This window comes from Pseudomonas sp. PD9R (genome assembly GCF_019200975.1).
Lineage (GTDB): Bacteria > Pseudomonadota > Gammaproteobacteria > Pseudomonadales > Pseudomonadaceae > Aquipseudomonas.
Genome location: NZ_JAHTMR010000017.1, coordinates 15,860 through 35,172 on the forward strand (window position 1 = coordinate 15,860; position 19,313 = coordinate 35,172).

Below are 19,313 nucleotides of genomic sequence, written 5' to 3' on the forward strand. Positions count from 1 at the left end.
GTTGCCCTCGTTCGTCAGCGTCAGGCGTTGCCGCGGTCGAGCCACTGATCGAAGTGGATCGCGCCGAGGATGGGATTGGCGCCCGGTGTCAGCGACTGGTCGTTGATATTGGCTCCAAAGTAACCGGCGTTATCGTCGGTAATCACTTCCCTTTGGTCCTTGGTGTGTTGCAAATAGATTTTGGCGAACGACACCAGCGGCTGCTTGTCCGGCCCGGCCACTTCCGAGGTCTTGCCCGTGGGCCCGCCCACGGCGATTTTCGCCAGTGCCGCCGCCACATCGGCCGAGGCCACCGGCTGCAAAGCGGCCGAGGTCAGGCGAATGGTGTCGCCTTGTGCGCCGGATTGCGCAATGGCACCGACGAACTCGAAAAACTGCGTGGCGCGCAGGATGGAGTAGGGCACGCCGGATTTCTTGATCAACTCTTCCTGGGCCATCTTGGCCCGGAAGTAACCGCTTTCCAGCATCCGTTCGGTGCCCACCACCGACAGCGCAACGTGGTGTTTGACCCCGGCGGCTTTCTCGGCGGGAAAGAGATTGCGCCCGGATGCCTCGAAGAACTCCAGTACGGCGGCATCTTCGAATGAGGGTGAGTTGGCGACGTCGACCACCACCTCGGCACCTTGCAGCGCTGCCTGCAAGCCTTCGCCGGTGACCGCGTTTACCCCTGAGCTCGGCGAGGCGGACAGAACGTCGTGTCCGCCCTCGCGCAGGAACTGGCAGAGCTGGGTTCCAATCAAACCCGTTCCGCCGATGACGACAATTTTCATGACCGTGCCTCCGTCTGTAGGTGTGCGTGAAGAGGCCAGTTTAGGCTGGAATGGCAGTACGACCGTTGGCGGAGGATGGACGGCAGCCTTTCATCTTTCACCTCTGAAAAGCTTCGGCCCGAGCGCCGAGTCATGCTCAAATAGCGGCCATTTTTTGCGATATGCGACGCCTGATCTGGAGCTGTAAATGAACAAAGCGGCGGTGATGTCCCTGGTCTTAGTCCTCGGTACAAGCCTGCTCGGCGCGCAAGCGCAGGCACAGGGTGATGCCGAGGCGGGCGGGAAATTGTTCAAACGGGTGTGTGGCGGCTGCCATCAGATCGGAGAGTCGGCGCGGGCTTCGTTCGGGCCACAGCTCAACGGTATTGTCGGGCGTCTGGCCGGGACCACCACGGATTACCAATATTCCGACGCCATGAAGACATCCGGCGTGGTCTGGACGCGGGAGAAACTGGCGCAGTACATCGAGGCTCCAAAGTCAGTGGTGTCAGGTACGCGGATGATTTTCTGGGGCATCAGCGATCAGGAGAAAATTGACGATTTGCTGGCGTATCTGCAGACGTTTCAGGCGCCTTGAAGATTGGCCTGATCTGACGGCTGTACCAGGTCCACTGTAGGAGCGACCTTGCTCGCGATGGAGTGACAGGCACCTTGTTTTGTCAGGAGTACATTTCCATTGCTGCGGTCACTGCCGCTGGCAGTTTCGCTTTTACGCCTCTTGGGTGTGGCAAGAAGATCAAATGCAGAATCAAGACCCAGATCAAAAGATCGCAGCCTTCGGCAGCTCCTACATTGAGATCCGTGTAGGCACTGCCGAAGGCTGCGATCTTTTGATTTTCCGGCTTAACGACGCAATTGGGCGCAGTGATCCTCCTCCGGTTGCGCCGCCGTGTACCAGACGTAATCAGCGCTTTCGGCAGTCACGGTATTACCCGCTTCGGCCAACACCAACACGGCAGTACCTTGACCGGTGCCGAGGTCTTCGAGGTGCAGCGGCACGCCGAGGTCCTTGCGGACATGGAACGCCCCGGCCAACAACAAGGCAGGTGCAGGCGCGGCCAACAGCCGTTCGGCCATGCGCCGGTCACGCTGCTGCTGCACGGCGAGCATGGCCGGCATCTGCGACTCGGGCAGCAAACCGCAATGGGACGCGCGGATGTCGTCCAGCAGCGTGGCTTGCACCTGTTCGGTGGTCGATGCCGGGCCGGTGAGCGTCGGTCGCTGCTTGTAGATCTGCATGATCTGCGAGCGGTCCAGGTTGGCCGCCATCAGCGGGTAAGGTTGACGCAGCGCGTAGTTGACCAATGCCCCGTAAACACCCCAATCCCAATTGGCTTGCCAGGCCAGCGCCTGATAAGGGTCGGCCGGTGGTTGGCCGGCACGGGTGGCGGCCTGCGCGGCATCGACTTTGGCTTGTTGGTCGGGGTTGAGCATTTCCATCAGCAGACTGCCCTGCGGACGTTGCGCCGCCAGTTCGCGCAGCAGCCACAATTCCAGGGCGTGGTGATCAGGGTTGTCGTGTTGTTCACCCACCAGCACTCGTGGCGCAACCGCCAGGCGTTCGACCAGTTCCTGCGGGGTAACCGTGCGGCCGGTGGCGAGTTCGCGTATGACGCCGAGGTCGGCGTGACCGCGATCTTGTGGGGCAATTGCTGCCGGCGGCGGTGTCACGTAATGGGATTGGCAGGCAGCCAGCAGGCTGATCAGGCATAGCAGCAGAATGCGCATCGGGTTTCCTTGTGAGAAGGAAGGGCGCGGATCAGCGCGCGATGATCAAAGGGTGGCCACGCTCCGGGTGCCGGTGAATCAGCACTTGCAGCCCATACACCGCCTCCAGCGCTTCGGCGGTCAGGACGTCGTCCGGGGTGCCGTAGCCGTGGGGGCGACCGTCCTGTAACAGCAGCAGGTGATCACAATAACGTGCGGCCAGATTGAGGTCGTGCAAGATCACCAGCACCGCCGCGCCGCGCCCGGCGAAATCGCGCACCGCCTGCAGGATGGTGTGCTGGTGCAGCGGGTCGAGCATCGATGTCGGCTCGTCGAGCAACAAGGTTTGACCCTCGGCGCCCGGCCACAGTTGTGTCAGAACGCGTGCCAAATGCACACGCTGGCGTTCGCCACCGGACAGCGCCAGATAGCTGCGCCCGGCCAGGTGCAAGGCGTCGGCGGCACGAAGCGCTTCGGCGACGATTTCGGCATCGCGCACGCGACCGCTGGCATGGGGCAAGCGGCCCATGCCCACCACTTCATTGACCGAGAAGGCGAAGTTCAGGCTCGAACTCTGCGGCAGTACCGCCAGGCGTCTGGCCCGCTCCTGACCGGGCCAGTCGGTGAGCTTGCGCTCATCCAGGCTGACCGTGCCTTCGCTGGCTGGCAACTCATCGCACAGGGCGGCGAGCAGGGTGCTTTTACCGGCACCGTTCGGCCCGAGTACGCCCAGGACTTCACCCCCACGCAGCTCGATATCGATGCCCGCCAGCACGGTGCGACTGCCACGGCGGACCAGCAAGTTGTTTGCCCGCAGCATCAGGAGCGCCCCCGTACCAGCAAATAAAGGAAGAAGGGTGCACCAATGAGTGCGGTGACGATGCCAATCGGCAATTCGGCCGGAGCAAGCAGCAGGCGGGCGACCAGATCGGCCAACAACAGCAGGCTGGCACCGGCGAGCAAGGAGGCCGGCAACAACACCCGATGATCCGGACCGACCAGCAGGCGCATCAGGTGCGGCACCACCAGCCCGATGAAGCCGATCAAACCCGCCGCCGCCACCGCTGCGCCGACACCCAGCGCCGTGCACAACACCAGCTCCAGTTTGATCCGCTCGACATTGAAGCCCAGATGACGGGCTTCCGATTCGCCCAACAACATCGCATTGAGTGCTGCCGCGCGACGCGGCAACCACAACGCCACGCCCACCGCCACGATCAATAACGGCCACAGGCGTGGGTAGCTGGCACCGTTTAGGCTGCCCAGGTTCCAGAAGGTCAGGGTGCGCAACGTCGCGTCATCAACCAGGTAGGTGAACAGCCCGACACCGGCACCGGTCATCGCCGTCATCGCCACGCCCGCCAACAACATGGTAGCGACGTTGGTCTGGCCATTGCTGCGGCCGAATCGATAGACCACCGCTGTGACGAACAAGCCACCGGCGAAGGCGCACACCGAGAGCAGATAGGGCTCAAGGGCCGGTGGCATCTCACCGAGCATGCTGCCGCCGACGATGGCGACGGCTGCACCCAATGCAGCGCCACCGGACACGCCGACAAGGCCAGGGTCTGCCAGTGGATTGCGGAACAAGCCCTGCATCGCCACACCGGACAACGCCAGTACCGAACCGACGGCGATGCCGAGCAAACTGCGCGGCAGGCGAATCTGCCCGAGGATCAGCTCGGCCTGTTGCGTGTCGCCGCCGTCCACCGGCAAGCCGAGCAGGCGCAGACCGGCCAGCAAAGTATCACTGAGCGGCAGGCTGACCGGCCCCAAGGCCAGGGACAGCCAGAACACCAACACTAACAACAGGCCCAGGAAAATCAGCATCGGCCGTGGCTGAACGATTGCCGTCATCAGTTGGTCTCGGTTGTCTGGACCACTGCCGACGGATAAAACGCCTTCGACAAGGTTTCCAGCGCAGCGGGCACTCGTGGGCCAAGGCCACCCACTAACAGTGTCGGATCAATCACCAGCACCCGGCCCTCACGGCCGGCCTGGGTTTGTGCGAGGATCGGGTTCTGCTCCAGCAGCGCTGCCGGTGAGGTGCCCCCTTCAAGACGGCCATCGGCGAAAATGATGACCTGCGGGTCCAGGGCTAGCATGGCCTCGTTGGATACAGGTTTATAACCGTTGTGCTCGGCCAGGTTTTCCCCGCCGGCCTGATCGATCATCCAGGCTGCCAGCGTGTCTTTGCCGGCCGCCTGAAGATTGCTGCGGGCATGGCTGAGCAGCATCAATACCCTAGGGGCCGGGTTTTTCTGCTGCACCTGTTTGACCCATTCGGCCTGACTGTTCAAGCGCTGCTGATAAGCCTCCATCAGCGCCTGCGCTTCTGCCTGTTTGCCGAGCAATTGCCCGAGTTCGGTCAGGTTGTGCTGCAACGACGGCACATCAGGCTGGGCCGAGAGCAATTCGATGCGCACCCCGGCAGCCTTGAGTTGCACCAGCACCGGTGGAGGACCCATCTCGGCACTGCCGACCAGAATGTCCGGCTTCAGCGCCAGAATCCCTTCAGCCGCCAGCGCACGCTGGTAGCCAATGCTCGGCAGGCTGTGCAGCGAGCGCGGGTACTGGCTGGTGCTGTCGACACCCACCAGCTTGCGCTCTCCACCCAGGGCGACCACCCACTCGCTGATCGCGCCACCGGCGCTGACCCAACGCTGCGGCAGGGCGTCGGCGACGGCCATCTGGCTGAGGAGCACGCCGGCACACGCCAGCAGTGATTTCATTCGCATCAGGGACTTCCTTGGTCGATCAATCGACTTAGCGGGGGATGATGCCATCGACGCTCGGTTTGCGCACACGCCACAGGTACAACGTTCGTCCCTAAGCGAACAGCATTACGGTCACCCCGAGGATTTCTAAGGCGTCAGAAATGATCGAGCATGATAATAATTAGCATTTGCATGTCAAGGCGTTATGTTCTGGTGAATACCATGGAACCCTGTAGGAGCTGTCGAAGGCTGCGATCTGTTGATCTTCGACATTTAGACCGCTAAAGATCAAAAGAACGCAGCCTTCGGTAGCTCCTACATGGGTTGGGTCAGGTTGTCCTCGATCAGCGCGATGAACTGCGCGTTACGCTGTGCGCACTCTGTGAAGAGCCGTTTACTGGCATTGTCCTTGTTGGCAATGGCGCATTCGCAGTAATCGCGCAACAGGGCGTTGGCGGCCCGGAGGCGACGCGTTGCCCGACAAATACTTTGGATGCTCTCGGCAAAACAGCGAGGCTCGCGGATGTCATTCAGGCGATAGAGGGCTGTCTTTTCAGCGTGGCCACCCAGGTCGGCGATGCGCGCCGCCAGGAAATCGGCATAGGCCACATTCGCTCGTACCAGACGGTGAAACAGCTGTTGTATCGGCAGGAAGCTGACCGTGTGCAGGTGCTGCTGGCCACGTCTGATTTGCGCAAGGAGGCTCAGTGCAGTACTCAGCATTTCCCTCAGGACATCGACAATCTCCACGCGCTCGGCAGTCGACAGGGAGGTGTGCGCGCCGTAACGACTGATGCGCATCGGATGACTGACGAGATACAACTTTTGTAGTGCGTTCATGGCAACCGCCCCCAGGCAAGCGCATCAGCGCGATAGTGGATACGTTGGGTGTCACTCACAATAAATTGGCGTGGCGTTGATAACACTCCTACCTCAAGACGACGGCGTAGCACATGGGGGCAGGCCCGTTATATCCGGGTATGAGTGGTTAGCCATTCGCCGGGAATTGTGATTGCAACAGCGTGCGCCATTGATCCTGATTGTCCGGTCGTCGGTAGTACACCACCATGCTCCGGGCCACCCGCATCGCCACTTCGCGACCGTGATCCGCTTCGACCAATGCCAGGGCCAAATCGATACCGGCACTCACGCCAGCGCAAGTCCACAGCGAGTCCTGCTGCACGAAAATCGCCTCGCGATCGAGTTCGACCTGAGGGAACAATCGCTCGAACAGTTCGGCAAACATCCAGTGAGTCGCCACGCGCCGGCCATTGAGCAAACCCGCCTGAGCCAGCAGAAAAGTGCCGCTGCACACCGATGCTGTGCGTTTGGCTTTGGCCGAGGCACCGCGCAACCAGTCCACCAGCGGCGCGTGATCGGCCATGACCTGACGAATGAACGGCGTGCCGGGGACGATCAGTGAATCGATCGGGCTGTTGGCAAACCCGGTCAAACTTCGGGTGTGTACCACCAGGCCCTCAGCGGTCTGGATTGATCCGCCTTCCAGGCTGGCAGTGTGCACGGCATAGCCTGCCAAGCCGCGCTCGGCCAGATGGTGGGTCGCCGCCCAGAGCACCGTTTGAGCGCCGGTTAGATCCAGCAGGCCCATTTGCGGATAGGCCACGAACACGATGGTATGCGGTTGCGTTTTTGCGCAGGCGGCGTTTTTAACGCTATGGATCGTTTCATCGAGGGGCACTGTTTGGTCTCCATGTCGCCAGGTCATGACGTTGGTTTATCGAATCAATCAACACGTTGAATCACTCCCGTGATTTCACACCCCGAAGCCGACAGCCGAGGGCGATTGTTCATCGTGGGTCAGGGCGGTGAGCGGTATGGCAAAAAAGAACTGGGTGCCGAGTCCCACCGTGCTGGTTACCCCGATGCGCCCGCCATGGAATTCGATAATCGAGCGGCAAATCGAGAGACCCATTCCCAAGCCGTTATGTTTGGTGGTGAAAAACGGATCGAACAGCGACGTCAGAATGTCCTCGGCGATGCCTGTGCCGGAGTCGGCGACTTCAAGCACGGCTTCGTTATTGTTTATCGAGGTATTGATGCGCAGTGTCCGTGGTCGGTCATGCACGTTGGCCATGGCCTGGCAGGCATTGATGATCAGGTTGATGATGACTTGCTGGAGCTGAACCCTGTCGCCTTGTATATAAGCACCAGAGGCGCCCAATTGCAGGTGCGCACGTACCTGGTGGCTGGCGGTGTCATGTTGCATGAGACTCAATGAGTCACTGACGATCTCATCGAACGCTTCAGCCTTGCGCTGCACCTCACTCTGGCGCGACAACGCCCTGATGCAAGCAATGACATCGGAAGCCCGGCAGGAGTTTTGAATCACGCGGTCCAGTGAGCGACGTGCCTCTTCCAGGTTGGGTTCAGGACGATTGATCCAGCGTTTGCAGGATTCGCCGCTGGCGATCACGGCCGCCAGCGGCTGGTTGATTTCGTGGGCAATGGACGCTGCCAGTTCGCTCATGGCGGTCACCCGCGTGACATGGGCCAGTTTCGCTTGAGAGTGGAAAAGCGCTTCTTCGGCGTGTTTCGATGCCGTGACATCCATCAATGCACCGACATATTCGATGCGCCCGCCATGATTGAACAACGGGTTGGCGATCATCTGTACGTACTTGATTCGGCCATCCGGCATGATCAGGCGATGCTCGACTTCGATCAGGCATTCCTGGCGCGCGGCCTGCTGTAAAACACTTTCGACAATGGGCAAGTCGTCGGGATGAGTGCGCGCCCTGATCATGGCAATGGTCGGGGCGGCGTCCAGCGGGTATTCGAAAATTCGCGCGGACTCGTCTGACCACGACACCGCTTTTTCGTCATCAGGAATGAACCCGACACTGCCGGTATGACTGAGTTTTTGCGCGCCCAGAAAGAACGCTTCCTTTCGACGCAACGTGTCGGTCGCTCGTTTGCTCCTCAGTGCCAGGAGGGTGATGGTGGTCAGCGCGATAAGACAGCGCACGAAACCGGCGATGAGCCTTTGATCTCGATAACCTTCATCGACAATGAAGCTGATAGTGAGAATGACCACGCAACTGATGGCTGCGGTCAGGAAAACCGGAATGGAAAAAACGTTTGCCGACATGAACACCAGGGTGATGTAAAGCAGCGTCGGGGCGACGTCGATTTCGAGCAATGAGTTGATAATAAATATCATGCTGCCGACCGTTACGGCGGCCAGCCAGGCTAGGGCGTCTGATAAAAAAAGGGCTTTGCAACGTTTGATGATAGACATTTATTTTTCCAGGATTTTTCTATCGAACGGCAAGGGACCAGACTTGAAAAAAACGCCCGCCAAAAAAACGGTGGCGGGCGTTCGGGAAGTTTCCCTGCTCAGCAAGGAGAGGGCTGGCCGGGGTACAGACGGTTACCTATCGATTACCTGCGCTTAACCTCCTCAATCGTCGTGAGCAACAGCGGCAGTGGTTGCCGGGTTTCGACCTGCAACCCTTGCAGGGTCAATAGCTGTTACGCCACCGGAATCAGCGGGTCAGCCGCAGCCAGTGCAGTGGCACGCTCCGCCGCCGGTGGGTAGATCCACACGGAATTGATCTGGGTCTTGAGTTCCTTGGCTTCGTGTTTCACCAGTTTCACCTGGCGATCCCAACCCTCTGTGTACACCGCGCCCCAGGCTCCCAGGTCCAGGCAGGTGACGTACTTGGGCTGGCTATAGACCAACGGGTCGATACCCAGCAGGTCGGCGACAACGTTGTTGCCGGCATAGCGACCCAAAGCGATGGCGTGCTGGCAGGACATGGCGGCAAAGTTGCCCAGGTCATCCGTCGCGGCATACGCCACATCGCCCGAGGCGAACACATCAGCATGGCCACGCACTTTCAAATGCGGATCGACATGCAACCGGCCTTGAGGATCGCGGGTACCTTGCACCTGCTCGGTCAGTGGATTGGCTCGGAAACCGACAGTCCAGATCACGGTGTTGGACTCGATCCGCTGGCCATCGGCGAGGGTGACGCCGCTGGCATCCACCGAGGCCACGGTCGCGTTGAGAAACCAGTCGATGCCCAGGTGTTCCGAAGCCTCGACAATCGAAGGACGAATGCCGTCACCCATCGCGGCGGCCACTTGCGGACCGCGGTCGACGACGATCACGCGGATATCGGCGTTGTCGCCCAGGACGGCACGCAGGCGCGCCGGCATTTCGGTCGCGGTTTCGATGCCGGTGAAGCCACCACCAGCGACCACCACGGTGTTGCGGGCTGCACTGGCCGGCAAGTTCTTCAGCGAGTTGATGTGGGCTTCGAGGCGTATGGCGGCTTCGATCTGATCGACGTCGAACGCATGCTCGGTCATCCCTTCGACGGGCGGACGCATCAGTTGACTGCCAGCGGCGAGCACCAGGCGGTCGTAACTCAATTTGCCTTGGGTGCCAGAGGTGCTGCGATAGCTCACGTGTTTGTTTTTCTCGTCGATCAGCTCAGCCGAACCTTGTACGAATTTCACCCCTACTGCGCCGAACAGGTCGAGCAGTGGCGCCTTCATGTTGTGCACGTTGGGCTCGTAGAAACGCGGGCGAATGCGCAGCTCGGCCTGGGGAGCCAAAACGGTGATCTCGATGTCGTTACGATCGTGCTTGTCCAGCAGTCGGGCAGCGCTCAATGCGCTCCATACACCACCGAAGCCTGCACCAATAATCAAAATCTGCTGTTTCATTGTTTAGCTCCTGAAGAACAATCGAGGGCATTGAAAAGTGCTGCGATTCAAGCGCGAACGGTTTTACTGATGTCCCGACGTGAATAAATATCGCAACAAGAGGTTGAGTCGGACTTGATCTGGGGAAGATGTTATTCGAGGAGGTTGCATGAAACACTGCTACAAAGGGTAAGCCCAGGTATGTCTAAGTGTTAGTTGCTTATACCAAGGTATTAATTGCAAAAAATCAGCGTACGCCAGTGCCTCGGTTAATTGCTGTTTCGATGCAGGCAATCAACGTGTCGGTTGGAAAAGGTTTTGGTAAAAAAGCAATAGGTTTCATGGTGTTGGCGTTTGGATGGCGTAATGCGTCAGGGTTTCCACTGATAAAAATGACCGGGATATGAATGCCCATGGACGCCAGTAATTCATACATCTGGATGCCGTCCATGTCCGGCATTTGTATATCGGAGATCAAACAATCGGTGATGCCGGGACCTTTGGAAAACAGGAACTCATGAGCGCCGGCATAGGTAAGTACCGTATACCCGCTGGAACGCAATAAACTGTCCAGTGCCATTCGAACTGATTCATCGTTGTCGACAACGGAAATGATTGCCTCATTGCGCATCGGTCTGCCCTGCGGTGAAGCGCAAAGCACTAAATGCTGTCCGCCATCGTTGCAAGATACGCCGTCCTCAATCGATGCACAGTATACGTGCGTATAGTCACTTCCTTGAGGCTTGAGCCGAGATTACCTCGGCCATCCGTACCAGATCGGCAAACGAACGTGCTTCCATTTTGCGCATGGCCTGGCCACGGTGAATCTTGACCGTGATTTCGCTCAGGCCGATTTCCCCGGCAATCTGCTTATTCATCAAGCCCGAGGCCGCCAGGGCCATGACGGTTTGTTCCCGTGCCGTCAGCATGCCGTGGCGTACACGCAAATCATCGGCGTAGCGCTCGGACTCACGACGTTGTTTGTCCCGCGTATGGGCAGCGCACACGGCATCGATCAAATCTTGCTCACGAAAGGGTTTGGTCAGGAAGTCGACCGCTCCGGCTTTCATGGCCCGTACCGTCATCGCGATATCGCCGTGCCCGGTAATGAACACGATGGGCACATTGATTCCGGCGGCGGCCAAGGCGTTTTGAAAATCCAGGCCACTGCTGCCTTGCAGCCGCACATCCAGCACCATGCAACTGGGCGTGTCCGGTCGCTGGTACTTCATGAACTCGGCAACCGAACCGAACAATTCGATTCGCAGACCGATGGAGCGCAACAGGCTGCCGAGGGATTCGCGCAGCGGCGCATCGTCATCGACGATGAAAACGATGGGCTCATTGTGGGTGGTTCTGTTGATGGGATGATGTTCGTTCATTACGTATTCCCAAGGTGTTTTGACATGCAGCCGCCTCCGCGCGGTGTTGATTGCGACGGCGGCTACATTAAGTGCATGCCGGGCTGGAGGCACTCATACGTGTGGATAGTCGTTTAATACCTGGGTCTATCCGCTTCAGGCCGTTGCCTTAAATGGCCGATGCGTAGCCAGACTCTTCGGCGACCAGCACTGGCAATGCAAACAGAAACGAACTGCCTTGGCCGGTTTCGCTGGTTACCCAGATTCTCCCGTCATGGAAGTCGATGATCGAGCGGCAAATGGAAAGCCCCATGCCCAGGCCGTTCTCCTTGGTGGTAAAAAACGGCGTGAACAAATGCGACAGGGTATCGGCTGGAATGCCCAAACCCTGGTCGGTCACTTCCAGCACGGCTTCGTTGTCCTTCACCCAGGTTCGGATGTGCAGGGTCCGCCGGGAGGCTGTGACCACGTCCATCGCCTGGCACGCGTTGATGATCAGATTGATGATGACCTGCTGCAGTTGCACGCGATCGGCGCTGACTTGAGCATCGAAGGTAGCGAGGTCGATTTTCGCCATGATGTTGTGATGGAACAGCTCATGCCTGACCAGACACAGGGTTTGACTGACGATGTCATTAAGCGATTCGCTCTGGCGCAGCGGATCGGACTGGCGCGACAAGGCCCTGACCCGCCCCGTGATCTCGCTCGCCCGAATCGAGCTGGCGATGATCCGATCCAGTGCCTGGCGTGCTTCGTCGAGGTCTGGAACCGGGCGGCTTAGCCAGTTGTGGCAAGCTTCGCCACTGCTGGTGATTGCCGCCAGCGGTTGATTCACCTCATGGGCAATGGAGGCTGCCAGTTCGCCCAGAGATGCTACGCGGGTGACGTGGGCCAACTGAGTCTGGGCGCGGTACAGCGCTTCTTCGGCCTGCTTGCTGGCGGTCACGTCCATCAGCGCGCCCAGGTATTCAAAGCCTCCATGCCGGGTGAAGAGCGGGGTGGCGAACATGTGCAAATGCTTGATTCGCCCGTCGGGCATCAGCAGTCGATGTTTGACCTCGATCAGGCTTTCATGGCGCGCAGCCTTGTCGAAACCGGCCAGCACCAATGGCAGGTCATCGGGGTGAGTGCGCGCCAGGAACAATGAAACTGTAGCGGGCATGCCCGCCGGGTACTCGAGGATCCGTGCCGCTTGCTCCGACCAGCCCATACTCCCGAGGTCTGCGCGAAAGCCAAAGCAAGCTGTCTGGGTCAGGCGCTGGGCACCCACCATATAAACTTCCTTGTGGCGCAGTCGGTCGGAGACTTGCTTGCTGCGCAGCGCCAGAAAGGTAATCGCCGCCAGCACTGTCAGACTGCGCAGCAATTCGGTCGTCGATTCCCAGCGCTGAAAAACGCCCTGATAAAGGAATATCGAAGTCAGCACCAACATGCACGACAACGCGACGACGATCACCGCGCTGATCGAAAACAGGTTGATCGCCATCAGCAACAGCGCGATGTAAAACGTCGTGGTGGCGAGGTCGGTCCGGGTTTCGGTATTGATCAATATTCCATACGCGACAATCAGAGCCATCAGCCACACCAGTGCGTTTTCCAGCGCGTTGGGGCCGAGGGCAATCAAGAAGCGAGAAGTCCTTTGGCCGCAGTTGTACAGCATCTTGCTGCAAGTTCCTTTTAGAAAGGGAGGCGCGTTGCGTGCGTTGGCAGGCTGGTTTGTTTTGATTTCGATCATGCGCGCCTCGGTTTTTATTCGGGCTAGGAGCAGAGAATCGGGTCCCTATCGTAGAAGCACGGGTTCCGCTGCGGTTAGGACAAAAAACCCGAATTATCTGCCATCAATCTGATCTGGCAACATGCCGGCCTGAGCGCGTAACCCATTCATTAAATTGGCTTTTCAGGTCATCTCTATACTCAAGTATTAACGCGTTCATCTAACGCATGATCGTGATGTCCGCATGGACGGCAGACGATTTTCAGCGGCGCGCATAACCTGTTCCTGCACCTCTGAACTCCTCATTGGCCGCGTGCCGAGTAACGAACTCATGAACAGAAATGACTTGCGTCGTGCCGACATCCATTTGCTGGTGGTCTTCGAGACGATGATGCATGAGCGCAATGTCAGCCGTGTCGGCGAGAAGTTGTTTCTCGGACAGCCCACCATCAGTGGTGCGCTGAGCCGTTTGCGCTTGCTGTTCGATGACCCGTTGTTCATACGTTCAGGGCGGGTGATGGAGCCCACCGCAAGGGCCGAGGAAATCTTTGCCAACCTGGCACCGGCGCTTGATGGCATTGCGGCTGCGTTGAGTCGCTGCCAATCGTTCGACCCGCGTACCAGTGAGGCCACTTTTCATCTGGGTTTGTCCGACGATGTCGAATACGCGCTGCTGCCACGCCTGTTACGGCAACTGCGTGTCGAGGCGCCGAACATCACGTTGGTCGTGCGTCGCGTCGACCAGCGGCAGATGTCACAGATGTTGCTTGGCGGCGACATCTCCCTGGGCATCAGCCATACCCTTGAGTTGCCAGCGAACTCGCGGCGCAAGGGATTGCGACCGATTCGCCCGATGTTGCTGCGGGCCGATAGTCAGCCTGGCCCATTGGGGCTGGATGAGTTCTGCCGTCGCCCCCATGCCATGGTGTCGTCAATGGGCCATGCCCTGGATGACACGGATCACGCCTTGAGCCGAGTGGGCCTGCAACGCAAAGTCGTGCTGAGCGTCCCGCAGTTCAGTGCGCTGCCGGTGTTGCTGGCGCAAAGTGACCTGCTGGCGATCGTGCCGGATTACGTGGCGAAGGCGATGGCCTCTGCGGCGGGAATGAGGGCTGAACCGGCACCGCTGGTGCTGCCGGTGCAGGAACTTTCGATGGTCTGGCGCGCCACCGTGCATAACGATCCGGGCGAGCGCTGGTTACGTTTGCGCTGTCGAGCTTGTTTCTGCGAGCCGGTCGAATTGCAGGTGGTGCGGAAATCTCGACCGGCGCGGCACGATGATCAGGCTTTACTGGCAGCCAGATAAGCACCGAGGCGCTTGCCCATTTCCTCGCCCAGCGCCTGCAAGCCACTGAGCGGTCGGACCATCACCTCGAAATCAACGATTTTTCCCTGCTCATTGAAGCGGATCATGTCGATGCCCTTGAGCTGTTTTTCGCCGACCTTGGCGCTGAATTCCAGCACGACATTCAAGCCATCGGCGCTCGCCAGTTCACGGTGGTAGGTGAAGTCTTCGAACACCTGACACACCGTGTTGAGGATCATCGACACCACCGGCGCTCCCGGGTACGGCGTGTGCGCCATCGGTGAACGGAACACCGCTTGTGGGTCGAGCAATTCGGGTAAGGCTTTCAAGTCGCCGGTGCGGATCATGGCGTGCCACTGGCTCAAAGATTCTGCGGCGTGTGGGTTTAGTTTCAGTTCAGACATGTTCAACTCCTGTTTTTTGTTGTTGTTCAAACTGCGGTTTCAGCAAAACCCCGGGCAATGACTTGCGCAGCATCGTCTGCTCAGACACTGTAGATCGCCGGGCCCGGATGAAAGCCGTCGCGCGCCATCGAACCGGCCACTGGCGCCAACCGGGTTGTCAGCATCCTACAGTGATCCTTGCTCGCCGCCAGTTCGGCAAGCTGCCTATTGAAACGCGCCGCCCGGTTACCCAGATACCAGCGCAGCGGTTGCGGTAACGCGGGAAACAGATGCATCGGCGGGAGCGGGGAGACGACAATCTGCTTCGCTTCGAACTTGCTGCGCAGTACTTCCATCAAATGCCGTTGCCGGGCGATCCATTGATCAGCCGACAATGAGCTCGTGACATCGTTGACGCCGATGGACAGCAACACCGCATCGAAGGGTTGCGCAGCTTGCTGTCCGAGGCGTTCCAACAACGCTTGTGAATCCAGGCCAGACCTGGCCCAGAGCGTCCACTCGACCTGGTAGTCCTTGGCTAATCGGTTGACCAACTGTCCGCTCAGGGCCTCGGCCTGGGTCGAGGCCCCCACACCGGCAGCGGCACTGTCGCCCAGAATCAACATACGCAAAACATTGCCACTGCCGGCCACACCTGTGCGTTCGCCCTCGGCTTCGGGCAGTTTCGGCGTGACCCGACGGGTGTACGCACCCTGGATCAGCAATACAGGGCCAAGCAGGATTTTGGCCAGCGCTTCAGTTTTGCTCATGTCGGGGCCACAGAAGGGAACTCTAGATTCGCTTAATTAGCATCCACAAAAAAGCCTGCTGATCAGGTCGGGATTTTTTATTGCATGCGTGGGGTGATTGAAGATCAAAAGATCGCAGCCTTCGGCAGCTCCTACATTAACCGCGTTCCCCTGTAGGAGCTGCCGAAGGCTGCGATCTTTTGATCTTCAGTCACCCGTAACCAATAATCGCAGGCATGAAAAAACCCGGCTGATCAGGCCGGGTTTCTTGGGTTTTGCGGTGCGGCGATGTATTTAGGCGACGGTGTTGCCTTGCAGACGCTCGGAGCCATCGGCGGCGACGCGGTTTTCAATCAGGCGGTCAGAACCACCTTCAGCCACACGACTTTCAATCAGACGATCCGAGCCGCCTTCAGCGACTACAGGTTGAGCCGAGGTAGCGGCGAAAGCGTTCACTGCGAAGATCGAGAAAGCGATGCTGAGGATGGTTTGGCGTTTCATGATCGTGTGCTCCGGGGGTGTTATTGGTTGGTATGGAGCTGATGTTACGCCGTGGATTTTTTAAGAGAACTTCATTGAGTTAATGGTGACTATTGACTTAGTCAATGACCCGAAATCCGTTGGAGCCGAGCTTGCTCGCGATGAGCCGGCATATTCAACATTGATGTCGATTGACATAACGCTTGCGCGAGCAAGCTTTGCTCCTGCACGGGCCAATTTCACCCTTCCTGGTCCGTGATGCACAACTCGCCGGTGGCACGAATCAGTGCCTGACCATGCAGGGCATCCCTGATCAGGCTGGAGCGTTGTTGAGCCAGCCAGACCGGGCATTCCGGGTCAACGCGATAGGGTTGGAAGTCGGCATATTGCTGTAACAGACGGTTTTGCAACTCATCCAGTTTTGGCCTGATCTGATTGAGGTCCGGTCGTGGCATGTCAGGTGCCTTGCGTGCCGCTTGCCATTGCGCGAGCAGCCCGTATTGCACCAGTTTGTTGGCCTCTATCTGTGCGGCGACCAGGTCGGCGGCTTCGTCCGGGTCGAGTTTGCGTTCGGCCGCCTGCTTCCTGGCATTGGCGATGACCTGCGCTTCGCGAGTCGTGTCCTGGATCGGCTTGCCACTGTCCCACTTGGTCAGCGCTACCAGATCGGCAAGGTCCAGGCGCTCGCTGATCGTCGACAGCAAGGGTTGCAAGGTATCAGGTGCCGGGGAGGGTGTGGCGGCCTGTGCGCCGCCCGCGAGTAAACCGAACAGGGCGCAGGTCAGCAGTTGCGGCAGGCGTAAGCAGTGAAACATGGGCAAACCTCATAAACACGGGATTCACAATCAGTAGATATGTAGCACAGGTGCGGCCACGTAACGAGAGGCTGGCAGATTTCAACGAGGCGCGGTTTCAATCAGCAATCGCTCGATTTGCGCCAACTCCCAGGTGCTGAGCAAGCTGACCGGGTCGGTGCCATAACGTTGTAATCCATCGAATTGGTCATGACCGTCCGGGCGTTGGCAACTCTGGCAGTGGTGCAAGTGAGTTCCGTCAAAATCGAGGCTCAGCAACCAGCCTTCGATGTCGACCTGCACCTGGCCCGGCGTCGGCTGTTGGTCGAGGCGCTTGAGTGTGCGGATGCCCATGGCTGCGTCGCGCAGTTGCTGGTAAATCTCGCGGGCGGTGAGTGGCACGTATGTCTCCGGTGATTTCGTGGCATGGGGCGCACAGAATAAACGAGGTCGATGGATTACAAGATCAAAAGATCGCAGCCTTCGGCAGCTCCTACATGTGATCCCCTGTAGGAGCTGCCGAAGGCTGCGATCTCTTGATCTCAAGTCACCCGTAACCAATATTCGCAGGCATGAAAAAACCCGGCTGATCAGGCCGGGTTTTTTGTGGGTGTTGCGGTGAAGCTATTTTGATCAGGCGACGGAGTTGCCTTGCAGGCGATCCGAGCCATCAGCGGCAACGGTGTTGCCTTGCAGACGGTCCGAGCCATCGGCGGCGACGGTGTTGCCTTGCAGGCGGTCAGAGCCATCGGCGGCGACGGTGTTGCCTTGCAGGCGGTCAGAGCCATCGGCGGCGACGGTGTTGCCTTGCAGGCGATCGGAACCATCGGCGGCAACGGTGTTGCCTTGCAGGCGATCCGAGCCATCAGCAGCGACGCGGTTTTCGATCAGGCGGTCGGAGCCACCTTCGGCCACACGATTCTGGATCAGGCGATCCGAACCACCTTCAGCGACACGGCTTTCAATCAGACGATCCGAACCGCCTTCAGCGACGACAGGCTGAGCAGAGGAAGCGGCGAAAGCGTTCACTGCGAAGATCGAGAAAGCGATGCTGAGGATGGTTTGGCGTTTCATGATCGTGTGCTCCGGGGTGTTATTGGTTGGTATGGAGCTGATGTTACGCCGTGGATTTTTTATGAGAACTTCATTGACGTGATGGTGAACATCGACGGCATTGATAGGGCGAACGGCATACCCATCGTGGGCCTGATGATGCGGTCGTCGGATGGCCAGAGCGAGACAGGTAGCGGCTTCTACACTGGTGAGCGGGCGCGTGCTGGTAAAAAGAGTCTTTCTACTGTGAGTAGAGTCAGTCGCTGCAAAGAGATCACCGAAAGGAGATGTGCATGTATCAGCTCTATGGTCACCGCAATTCGGGTGCCGCGGCGATCGAGGCCGCGCTGGAACTGTGCGAGATTGCCTATCGTTTCATCGATGTCGAAGCGACCCCGGAGGCAGCCCTGGCCTTGGAAAAGCTCAATACGCTGAAACAGATACCGACGCTGCAATTACCCGACGGCAGCATCCTCACCGAGAGCGCGGCAATCCTGATTCACCTGGCGCTGACGTTCCCCCAGGCGAAGTTGTTGCCGAGTGATCCTGCCGACCGCGATCAGGCCATTCGTGGTCTGGTCTACATCGTCAGCAATTGCTATGCGGCCATCGGCATAATCGACTACCCCGAACGCTGGTTGGCCGAAGCCGATGAATCGTCACGGCAAAACCTCATGACAGGCGCCCGTACACGGCTGCATTGGAGTTGGGAGGTGTTTGCCGATCAGTTCTCGGGCGAGTTGTACTTGGGCGCCGAAACACCTGGGGCGCTGGATGTGCTGGCGGCGGTGGTCAGCCGGTGGGCGGGGAGCCGCGAACATTTGCGCAATGCCCGACCGGGGTTTTTCGCCTGGCTGGAACGCATCGACCGGCATCCGACGCTGGCACCGGTGTTTGCCCGGCATTGGCCAGGCTGAGCACCGAAATCTACTGTAGGAGCGAGCTTGCTCGCGATGGCGGCCTTACATTAAACATCAATGTCGGCTGGAATGGCCTCATCGCGAGCAAGCTCGCTCCTACAGGATTTGCTGTGCTTTCGCATTACTCGCCGCGAATGTACTGCTCCAACTGGCGAATCAATTCCGCCTGTTCGGCAATGGCTTCCTTGACCAGGTCGCCAATCGACAGCAAGCCAATCAACTTGCCGTTTTCCACCACCGGCAGGTGACGCAGGCGTCTGTCGGACATGATGCCCAGGCAGGTGTCGACGGTTTGGTGAGTATCCACGGTGATCACCGGCGACACCATGATGTCGCGTACCGGCGTACCCACCGAAGAGCGGCCATGCAGCACCAGTTTGCGCGCGTAATCGCGCTCACTGATGATGCCCAGCACCTCGTCATTCTCCACCACCAGCAAGGCGCCGACGTTCTTCTCGGCCATCTTCATCAGCGCTTCGAGCACCATATGATCAGGTTTGATCTGGTGCACTTCCTGATTCTTCTGATCTTTCAACTTGAGCAGTTGCGCGACGGTTTTCATGGCGGTTTCTCGGGTGTTGTCGTTGTTCTTGAAGAATCGTAGACCCAAGCGTTGAGGGCAAGAGAGAAAACGGCACATAACACTCAAAAAACGTCATTTGGCGGTTTTTCTTCGGTAAAGCCA

Annotated in this window: 21 protein-coding genes and 1 pseudogene; 3 read left to right on the top strand and 19 right to left on the bottom strand. The window is 58.8% G+C overall.

Annotated features, from left to right (window positions below):
• Positions 1 to 20: 20 nt before the first annotated feature.
• Positions 21 to 770 (bottom strand): SDR family oxidoreductase, encoded by a 750-nt coding sequence (locus KUF73_RS25740; protein ID WP_218440806.1) that lies wholly within the window; start codon positions 768 to 770, stop codon positions 21 to 23.
• Positions 771 to 957: 187 nt separating this feature from the next.
• On the opposite strand from KUF73_RS25740, the gene KUF73_RS25745 reads away from it, so the two are divergent.
• On the top strand, positions 958 to 1,347 hold the full coding sequence (locus tag KUF73_RS25745) for a cytochrome c family protein (protein ID WP_218440807.1): 390 nt from the start codon (positions 958 to 960) through the stop codon (positions 1,345 to 1,347).
• A 266-nt stretch (positions 1,348 to 1,613) separates the two neighbouring features.
• Here the strand turns inward: KUF73_RS25745 and KUF73_RS25750 are convergent, their stop codons facing one another.
• From KUF73_RS25750 to KUF73_RS25800, 11 genes are all read right to left on the bottom strand, one after another.
• Complete coding sequence (locus KUF73_RS25750; RefSeq protein WP_218440808.1) at positions 1,614 to 2,498, bottom strand: ChaN family lipoprotein; 885 nt, start codon at positions 2,496 to 2,498, stop codon at positions 1,614 to 1,616.
• Positions 2,499 to 2,529: 31 nt separating this feature from the next.
• On the bottom strand, positions 2,530 to 3,297 hold the full coding sequence (locus KUF73_RS25755; RefSeq protein ID WP_218440809.1) for a heme ABC transporter ATP-binding protein: 768 nt from the start codon (positions 3,295 to 3,297) through the stop codon (positions 2,530 to 2,532).
• A complete protein-coding gene (locus KUF73_RS25760) occupies positions 3,297 to 4,280 on the bottom strand; it encodes an iron ABC transporter permease (RefSeq protein ID WP_218440890.1) in 984 nt (327 codons plus the stop codon). Before KUF73_RS25760 ends, KUF73_RS25755 begins: the two co-directional genes overlap by 1 nt.
• 53 nt (positions 4,281 to 4,333) lie before the next feature.
• Complete coding sequence (locus tag KUF73_RS25765; RefSeq protein ID WP_218440810.1) at positions 4,334 to 5,215, bottom strand: hemin ABC transporter substrate-binding protein; 882 nt, start codon at positions 5,213 to 5,215, stop codon at positions 4,334 to 4,336.
• A gap of 294 nt (positions 5,216 to 5,509) precedes the next feature.
• On the bottom strand, positions 5,510 to 6,034 hold the full coding sequence (locus KUF73_RS25770) for a ferritin-like domain-containing protein (RefSeq protein ID WP_218440811.1): 525 nt from the start codon (positions 6,032 to 6,034) through the stop codon (positions 5,510 to 5,512).
• A gap of 148 nt (positions 6,035 to 6,182) precedes the next feature.
• Positions 6,183 to 6,893 (bottom strand): AraC family transcriptional regulator, encoded by a 711-nt coding sequence (locus KUF73_RS25775; protein ID WP_371135555.1) that lies wholly within the window; start codon positions 6,891 to 6,893, stop codon positions 6,183 to 6,185.
• A gap of 75 nt (positions 6,894 to 6,968) precedes the next feature.
• On the bottom strand, positions 6,969 to 8,375 hold the full coding sequence (locus KUF73_RS25780) for a sensor histidine kinase (protein ID WP_256345692.1): 1,407 nt from the start codon (positions 8,373 to 8,375) through the stop codon (positions 6,969 to 6,971).
• Positions 8,376 to 8,686: 311 nt separating this feature from the next.
• The gene (locus KUF73_RS25785) at positions 8,687 to 9,889 is read right to left on the bottom strand and encodes an NAD(P)/FAD-dependent oxidoreductase (RefSeq protein ID WP_218440814.1); all 1,203 of its coding nucleotides are present in this window, start codon (positions 9,887 to 9,889) and stop codon (positions 8,687 to 8,689) included.
• Positions 9,890 to 10,115: 226 nt separating this feature from the next.
• Complete coding sequence (locus KUF73_RS25790; protein WP_218440815.1) at positions 10,116 to 10,499, bottom strand: response regulator transcription factor; 384 nt, start codon at positions 10,497 to 10,499, stop codon at positions 10,116 to 10,118.
• Positions 10,500 to 10,596: 97 nt separating this feature from the next.
• The gene (locus tag KUF73_RS25795) at positions 10,597 to 11,250 is read right to left on the bottom strand and encodes a response regulator transcription factor (protein ID WP_218440816.1); all 654 of its coding nucleotides are present in this window, start codon (positions 11,248 to 11,250) and stop codon (positions 10,597 to 10,599) included.
• 148 nt (positions 11,251 to 11,398) lie between these two features.
• Positions 11,399 to 12,889, bottom strand: coding sequence for a sensor histidine kinase (locus tag KUF73_RS25800; protein ID WP_218440817.1), 1,491 nt, complete (start codon positions 12,887 to 12,889; stop codon positions 11,399 to 11,401).
• 385 nt (positions 12,890 to 13,274) lie between these two features.
• On the opposite strand from KUF73_RS25800, the gene KUF73_RS25805 reads away from it, so the two are divergent.
• Positions 13,275 to 14,249, top strand: a complete 975-nt coding sequence (locus KUF73_RS25805) for a LysR family transcriptional regulator (protein WP_218440818.1) — start codon at positions 13,275 to 13,277, stop codon at positions 14,247 to 14,249.
• On the opposite strand, the gene KUF73_RS25810 is transcribed toward KUF73_RS25805, so the two are convergent.
• The 6 genes and pseudogenes from KUF73_RS25810 to KUF73_RS25835 form a co-directional block, all read right to left on the bottom strand.
• Positions 14,225 to 14,653 (bottom strand): nuclear transport factor 2 family protein, encoded by a 429-nt coding sequence (locus KUF73_RS25810; protein ID WP_218440819.1) that lies wholly within the window; start codon positions 14,651 to 14,653, stop codon positions 14,225 to 14,227. The genes KUF73_RS25805 and KUF73_RS25810 overlap by 25 nt on opposite strands.
• 80 nt (positions 14,654 to 14,733) lie before the next feature.
• Complete coding sequence (locus tag KUF73_RS25815) at positions 14,734 to 15,402, bottom strand: SGNH/GDSL hydrolase family protein (RefSeq protein WP_218440820.1); 669 nt, start codon at positions 15,400 to 15,402, stop codon at positions 14,734 to 14,736.
• Positions 15,403 to 15,678: 276 nt separating this feature from the next.
• Positions 15,679 to 15,882, bottom strand: a pseudogene (locus KUF73_RS25820) (hypothetical protein); the annotation flags it as partial.
• A 218-nt stretch (positions 15,883 to 16,100) separates the two neighbouring features.
• On the bottom strand, positions 16,101 to 16,676 hold the full coding sequence (locus KUF73_RS25825; protein ID WP_218440822.1) for a chorismate mutase: 576 nt from the start codon (positions 16,674 to 16,676) through the stop codon (positions 16,101 to 16,103).
• A gap of 81 nt (positions 16,677 to 16,757) precedes the next feature.
• On the bottom strand, positions 16,758 to 17,009 hold the full coding sequence (locus KUF73_RS25830; protein WP_371135557.1) for a hypothetical protein: 252 nt from the start codon (positions 17,007 to 17,009) through the stop codon (positions 16,758 to 16,760).
• A gap of 279 nt (positions 17,010 to 17,288) precedes the next feature.
• Positions 17,289 to 17,729, bottom strand: coding sequence for a hypothetical protein (locus KUF73_RS25835; RefSeq protein ID WP_218440824.1), 441 nt, complete (start codon positions 17,727 to 17,729; stop codon positions 17,289 to 17,291).
• A 272-nt stretch (positions 17,730 to 18,001) separates the two neighbouring features.
• Between KUF73_RS25835 and KUF73_RS25840 the strand changes: the two genes are divergently transcribed.
• On the top strand, positions 18,002 to 18,625 hold the full coding sequence (locus KUF73_RS25840) for a glutathione S-transferase N-terminal domain-containing protein (protein ID WP_218440825.1): 624 nt from the start codon (positions 18,002 to 18,004) through the stop codon (positions 18,623 to 18,625).
• A gap of 124 nt (positions 18,626 to 18,749) precedes the next feature.
• Here the strand turns inward: KUF73_RS25840 and KUF73_RS25845 are convergent, their stop codons facing one another.
• A complete protein-coding gene (locus KUF73_RS25845) occupies positions 18,750 to 19,190 on the bottom strand; it encodes a CBS domain-containing protein (protein WP_007944798.1) in 441 nt (146 codons plus the stop codon).
• Positions 19,191 to 19,313: the final 123 nt, after the last annotated feature.

Bases quoted from the DNA above. Each gene is read 5' to 3' on its own strand.
- KUF73_RS25740 (WP_218440806.1), bottom strand. From the start codon at position 770: ATGAAAATTGTCGTCATCGGCGGAACGGGTTTGATTGGAACCCAGCTC.
- KUF73_RS25745 (WP_218440807.1), top strand. From the start codon at position 958: ATGAACAAAGCGGCGGTGATGTCCCTGGTCTTAGTCCTCGGTACAAGC.
- KUF73_RS25750 (WP_218440808.1), bottom strand. From the start codon at position 2,498: ATGCGCATTCTGCTGCTATGCCTGATCAGCCTGCTGGCTGCCTGCCAA.
- KUF73_RS25755 (WP_218440809.1), bottom strand. From the start codon at position 3,297: ATGCTGCGGGCAAACAACTTGCTGGTCCGCCGTGGCAGTCGCACCGTG.
- KUF73_RS25765 (WP_218440810.1), bottom strand. From the start codon at position 5,215: ATGCGAATGAAATCACTGCTGGCGTGTGCCGGCGTGCTCCTCAGCCAG.
- KUF73_RS25770 (WP_218440811.1), bottom strand. From the start codon at position 6,034: ATGAACGCACTACAAAAGTTGTATCTCGTCAGTCATCCGATGCGCATC.
- KUF73_RS25780 (WP_256345692.1), bottom strand. From the start codon at position 8,375: ATGATATTTATTATCAACTCATTGCTCGAAATCGACGTCGCCCCGACG.
- KUF73_RS25785 (WP_218440814.1), bottom strand. From the start codon at position 9,889: ATGAAACAGCAGATTTTGATTATTGGTGCAGGCTTCGGTGGTGTATGG.
- KUF73_RS25790 (WP_218440815.1), bottom strand. From the start codon at position 10,499: ATGCGCAATGAGGCAATCATTTCCGTTGTCGACAACGATGAATCAGTT.
- KUF73_RS25795 (WP_218440816.1), bottom strand. From the start codon at position 11,250: ATGAACGAACATCATCCCATCAACAGAACCACCCACAATGAGCCCATC.
- KUF73_RS25800 (WP_218440817.1), bottom strand. From the start codon at position 12,889: ATGCTGTACAACTGCGGCCAAAGGACTTCTCGCTTCTTGATTGCCCTC.
- KUF73_RS25805 (WP_218440818.1), top strand. From the start codon at position 13,275: ATGAACAGAAATGACTTGCGTCGTGCCGACATCCATTTGCTGGTGGTC.
- KUF73_RS25810 (WP_218440819.1), bottom strand. From the start codon at position 14,653: ATGTCTGAACTGAAACTAAACCCACACGCCGCAGAATCTTTGAGCCAG.
- KUF73_RS25815 (WP_218440820.1), bottom strand. From the start codon at position 15,402: ATGAGCAAAACTGAAGCGCTGGCCAAAATCCTGCTTGGCCCTGTATTG.
- KUF73_RS25825 (WP_218440822.1), bottom strand. From the start codon at position 16,676: ATGTTTCACTGCTTACGCCTGCCGCAACTGCTGACCTGCGCCCTGTTC.
- KUF73_RS25830 (WP_371135557.1), bottom strand. From the start codon at position 17,009: ATGGGCATCCGCACACTCAAGCGCCTCGACCAACAGCCGACGCCGGGC.
- KUF73_RS25835 (WP_218440824.1), bottom strand. From the start codon at position 17,729: ATGAAACGCCAAACCATCCTCAGCATCGCTTTCTCGATCTTCGCAGTG.
- KUF73_RS25840 (WP_218440825.1), top strand. From the start codon at position 18,002: ATGTATCAGCTCTATGGTCACCGCAATTCGGGTGCCGCGGCGATCGAG.
- KUF73_RS25845 (WP_007944798.1), bottom strand. From the start codon at position 19,190: ATGAAAACCGTCGCGCAACTGCTCAAGTTGAAAGATCAGAAGAATCAG.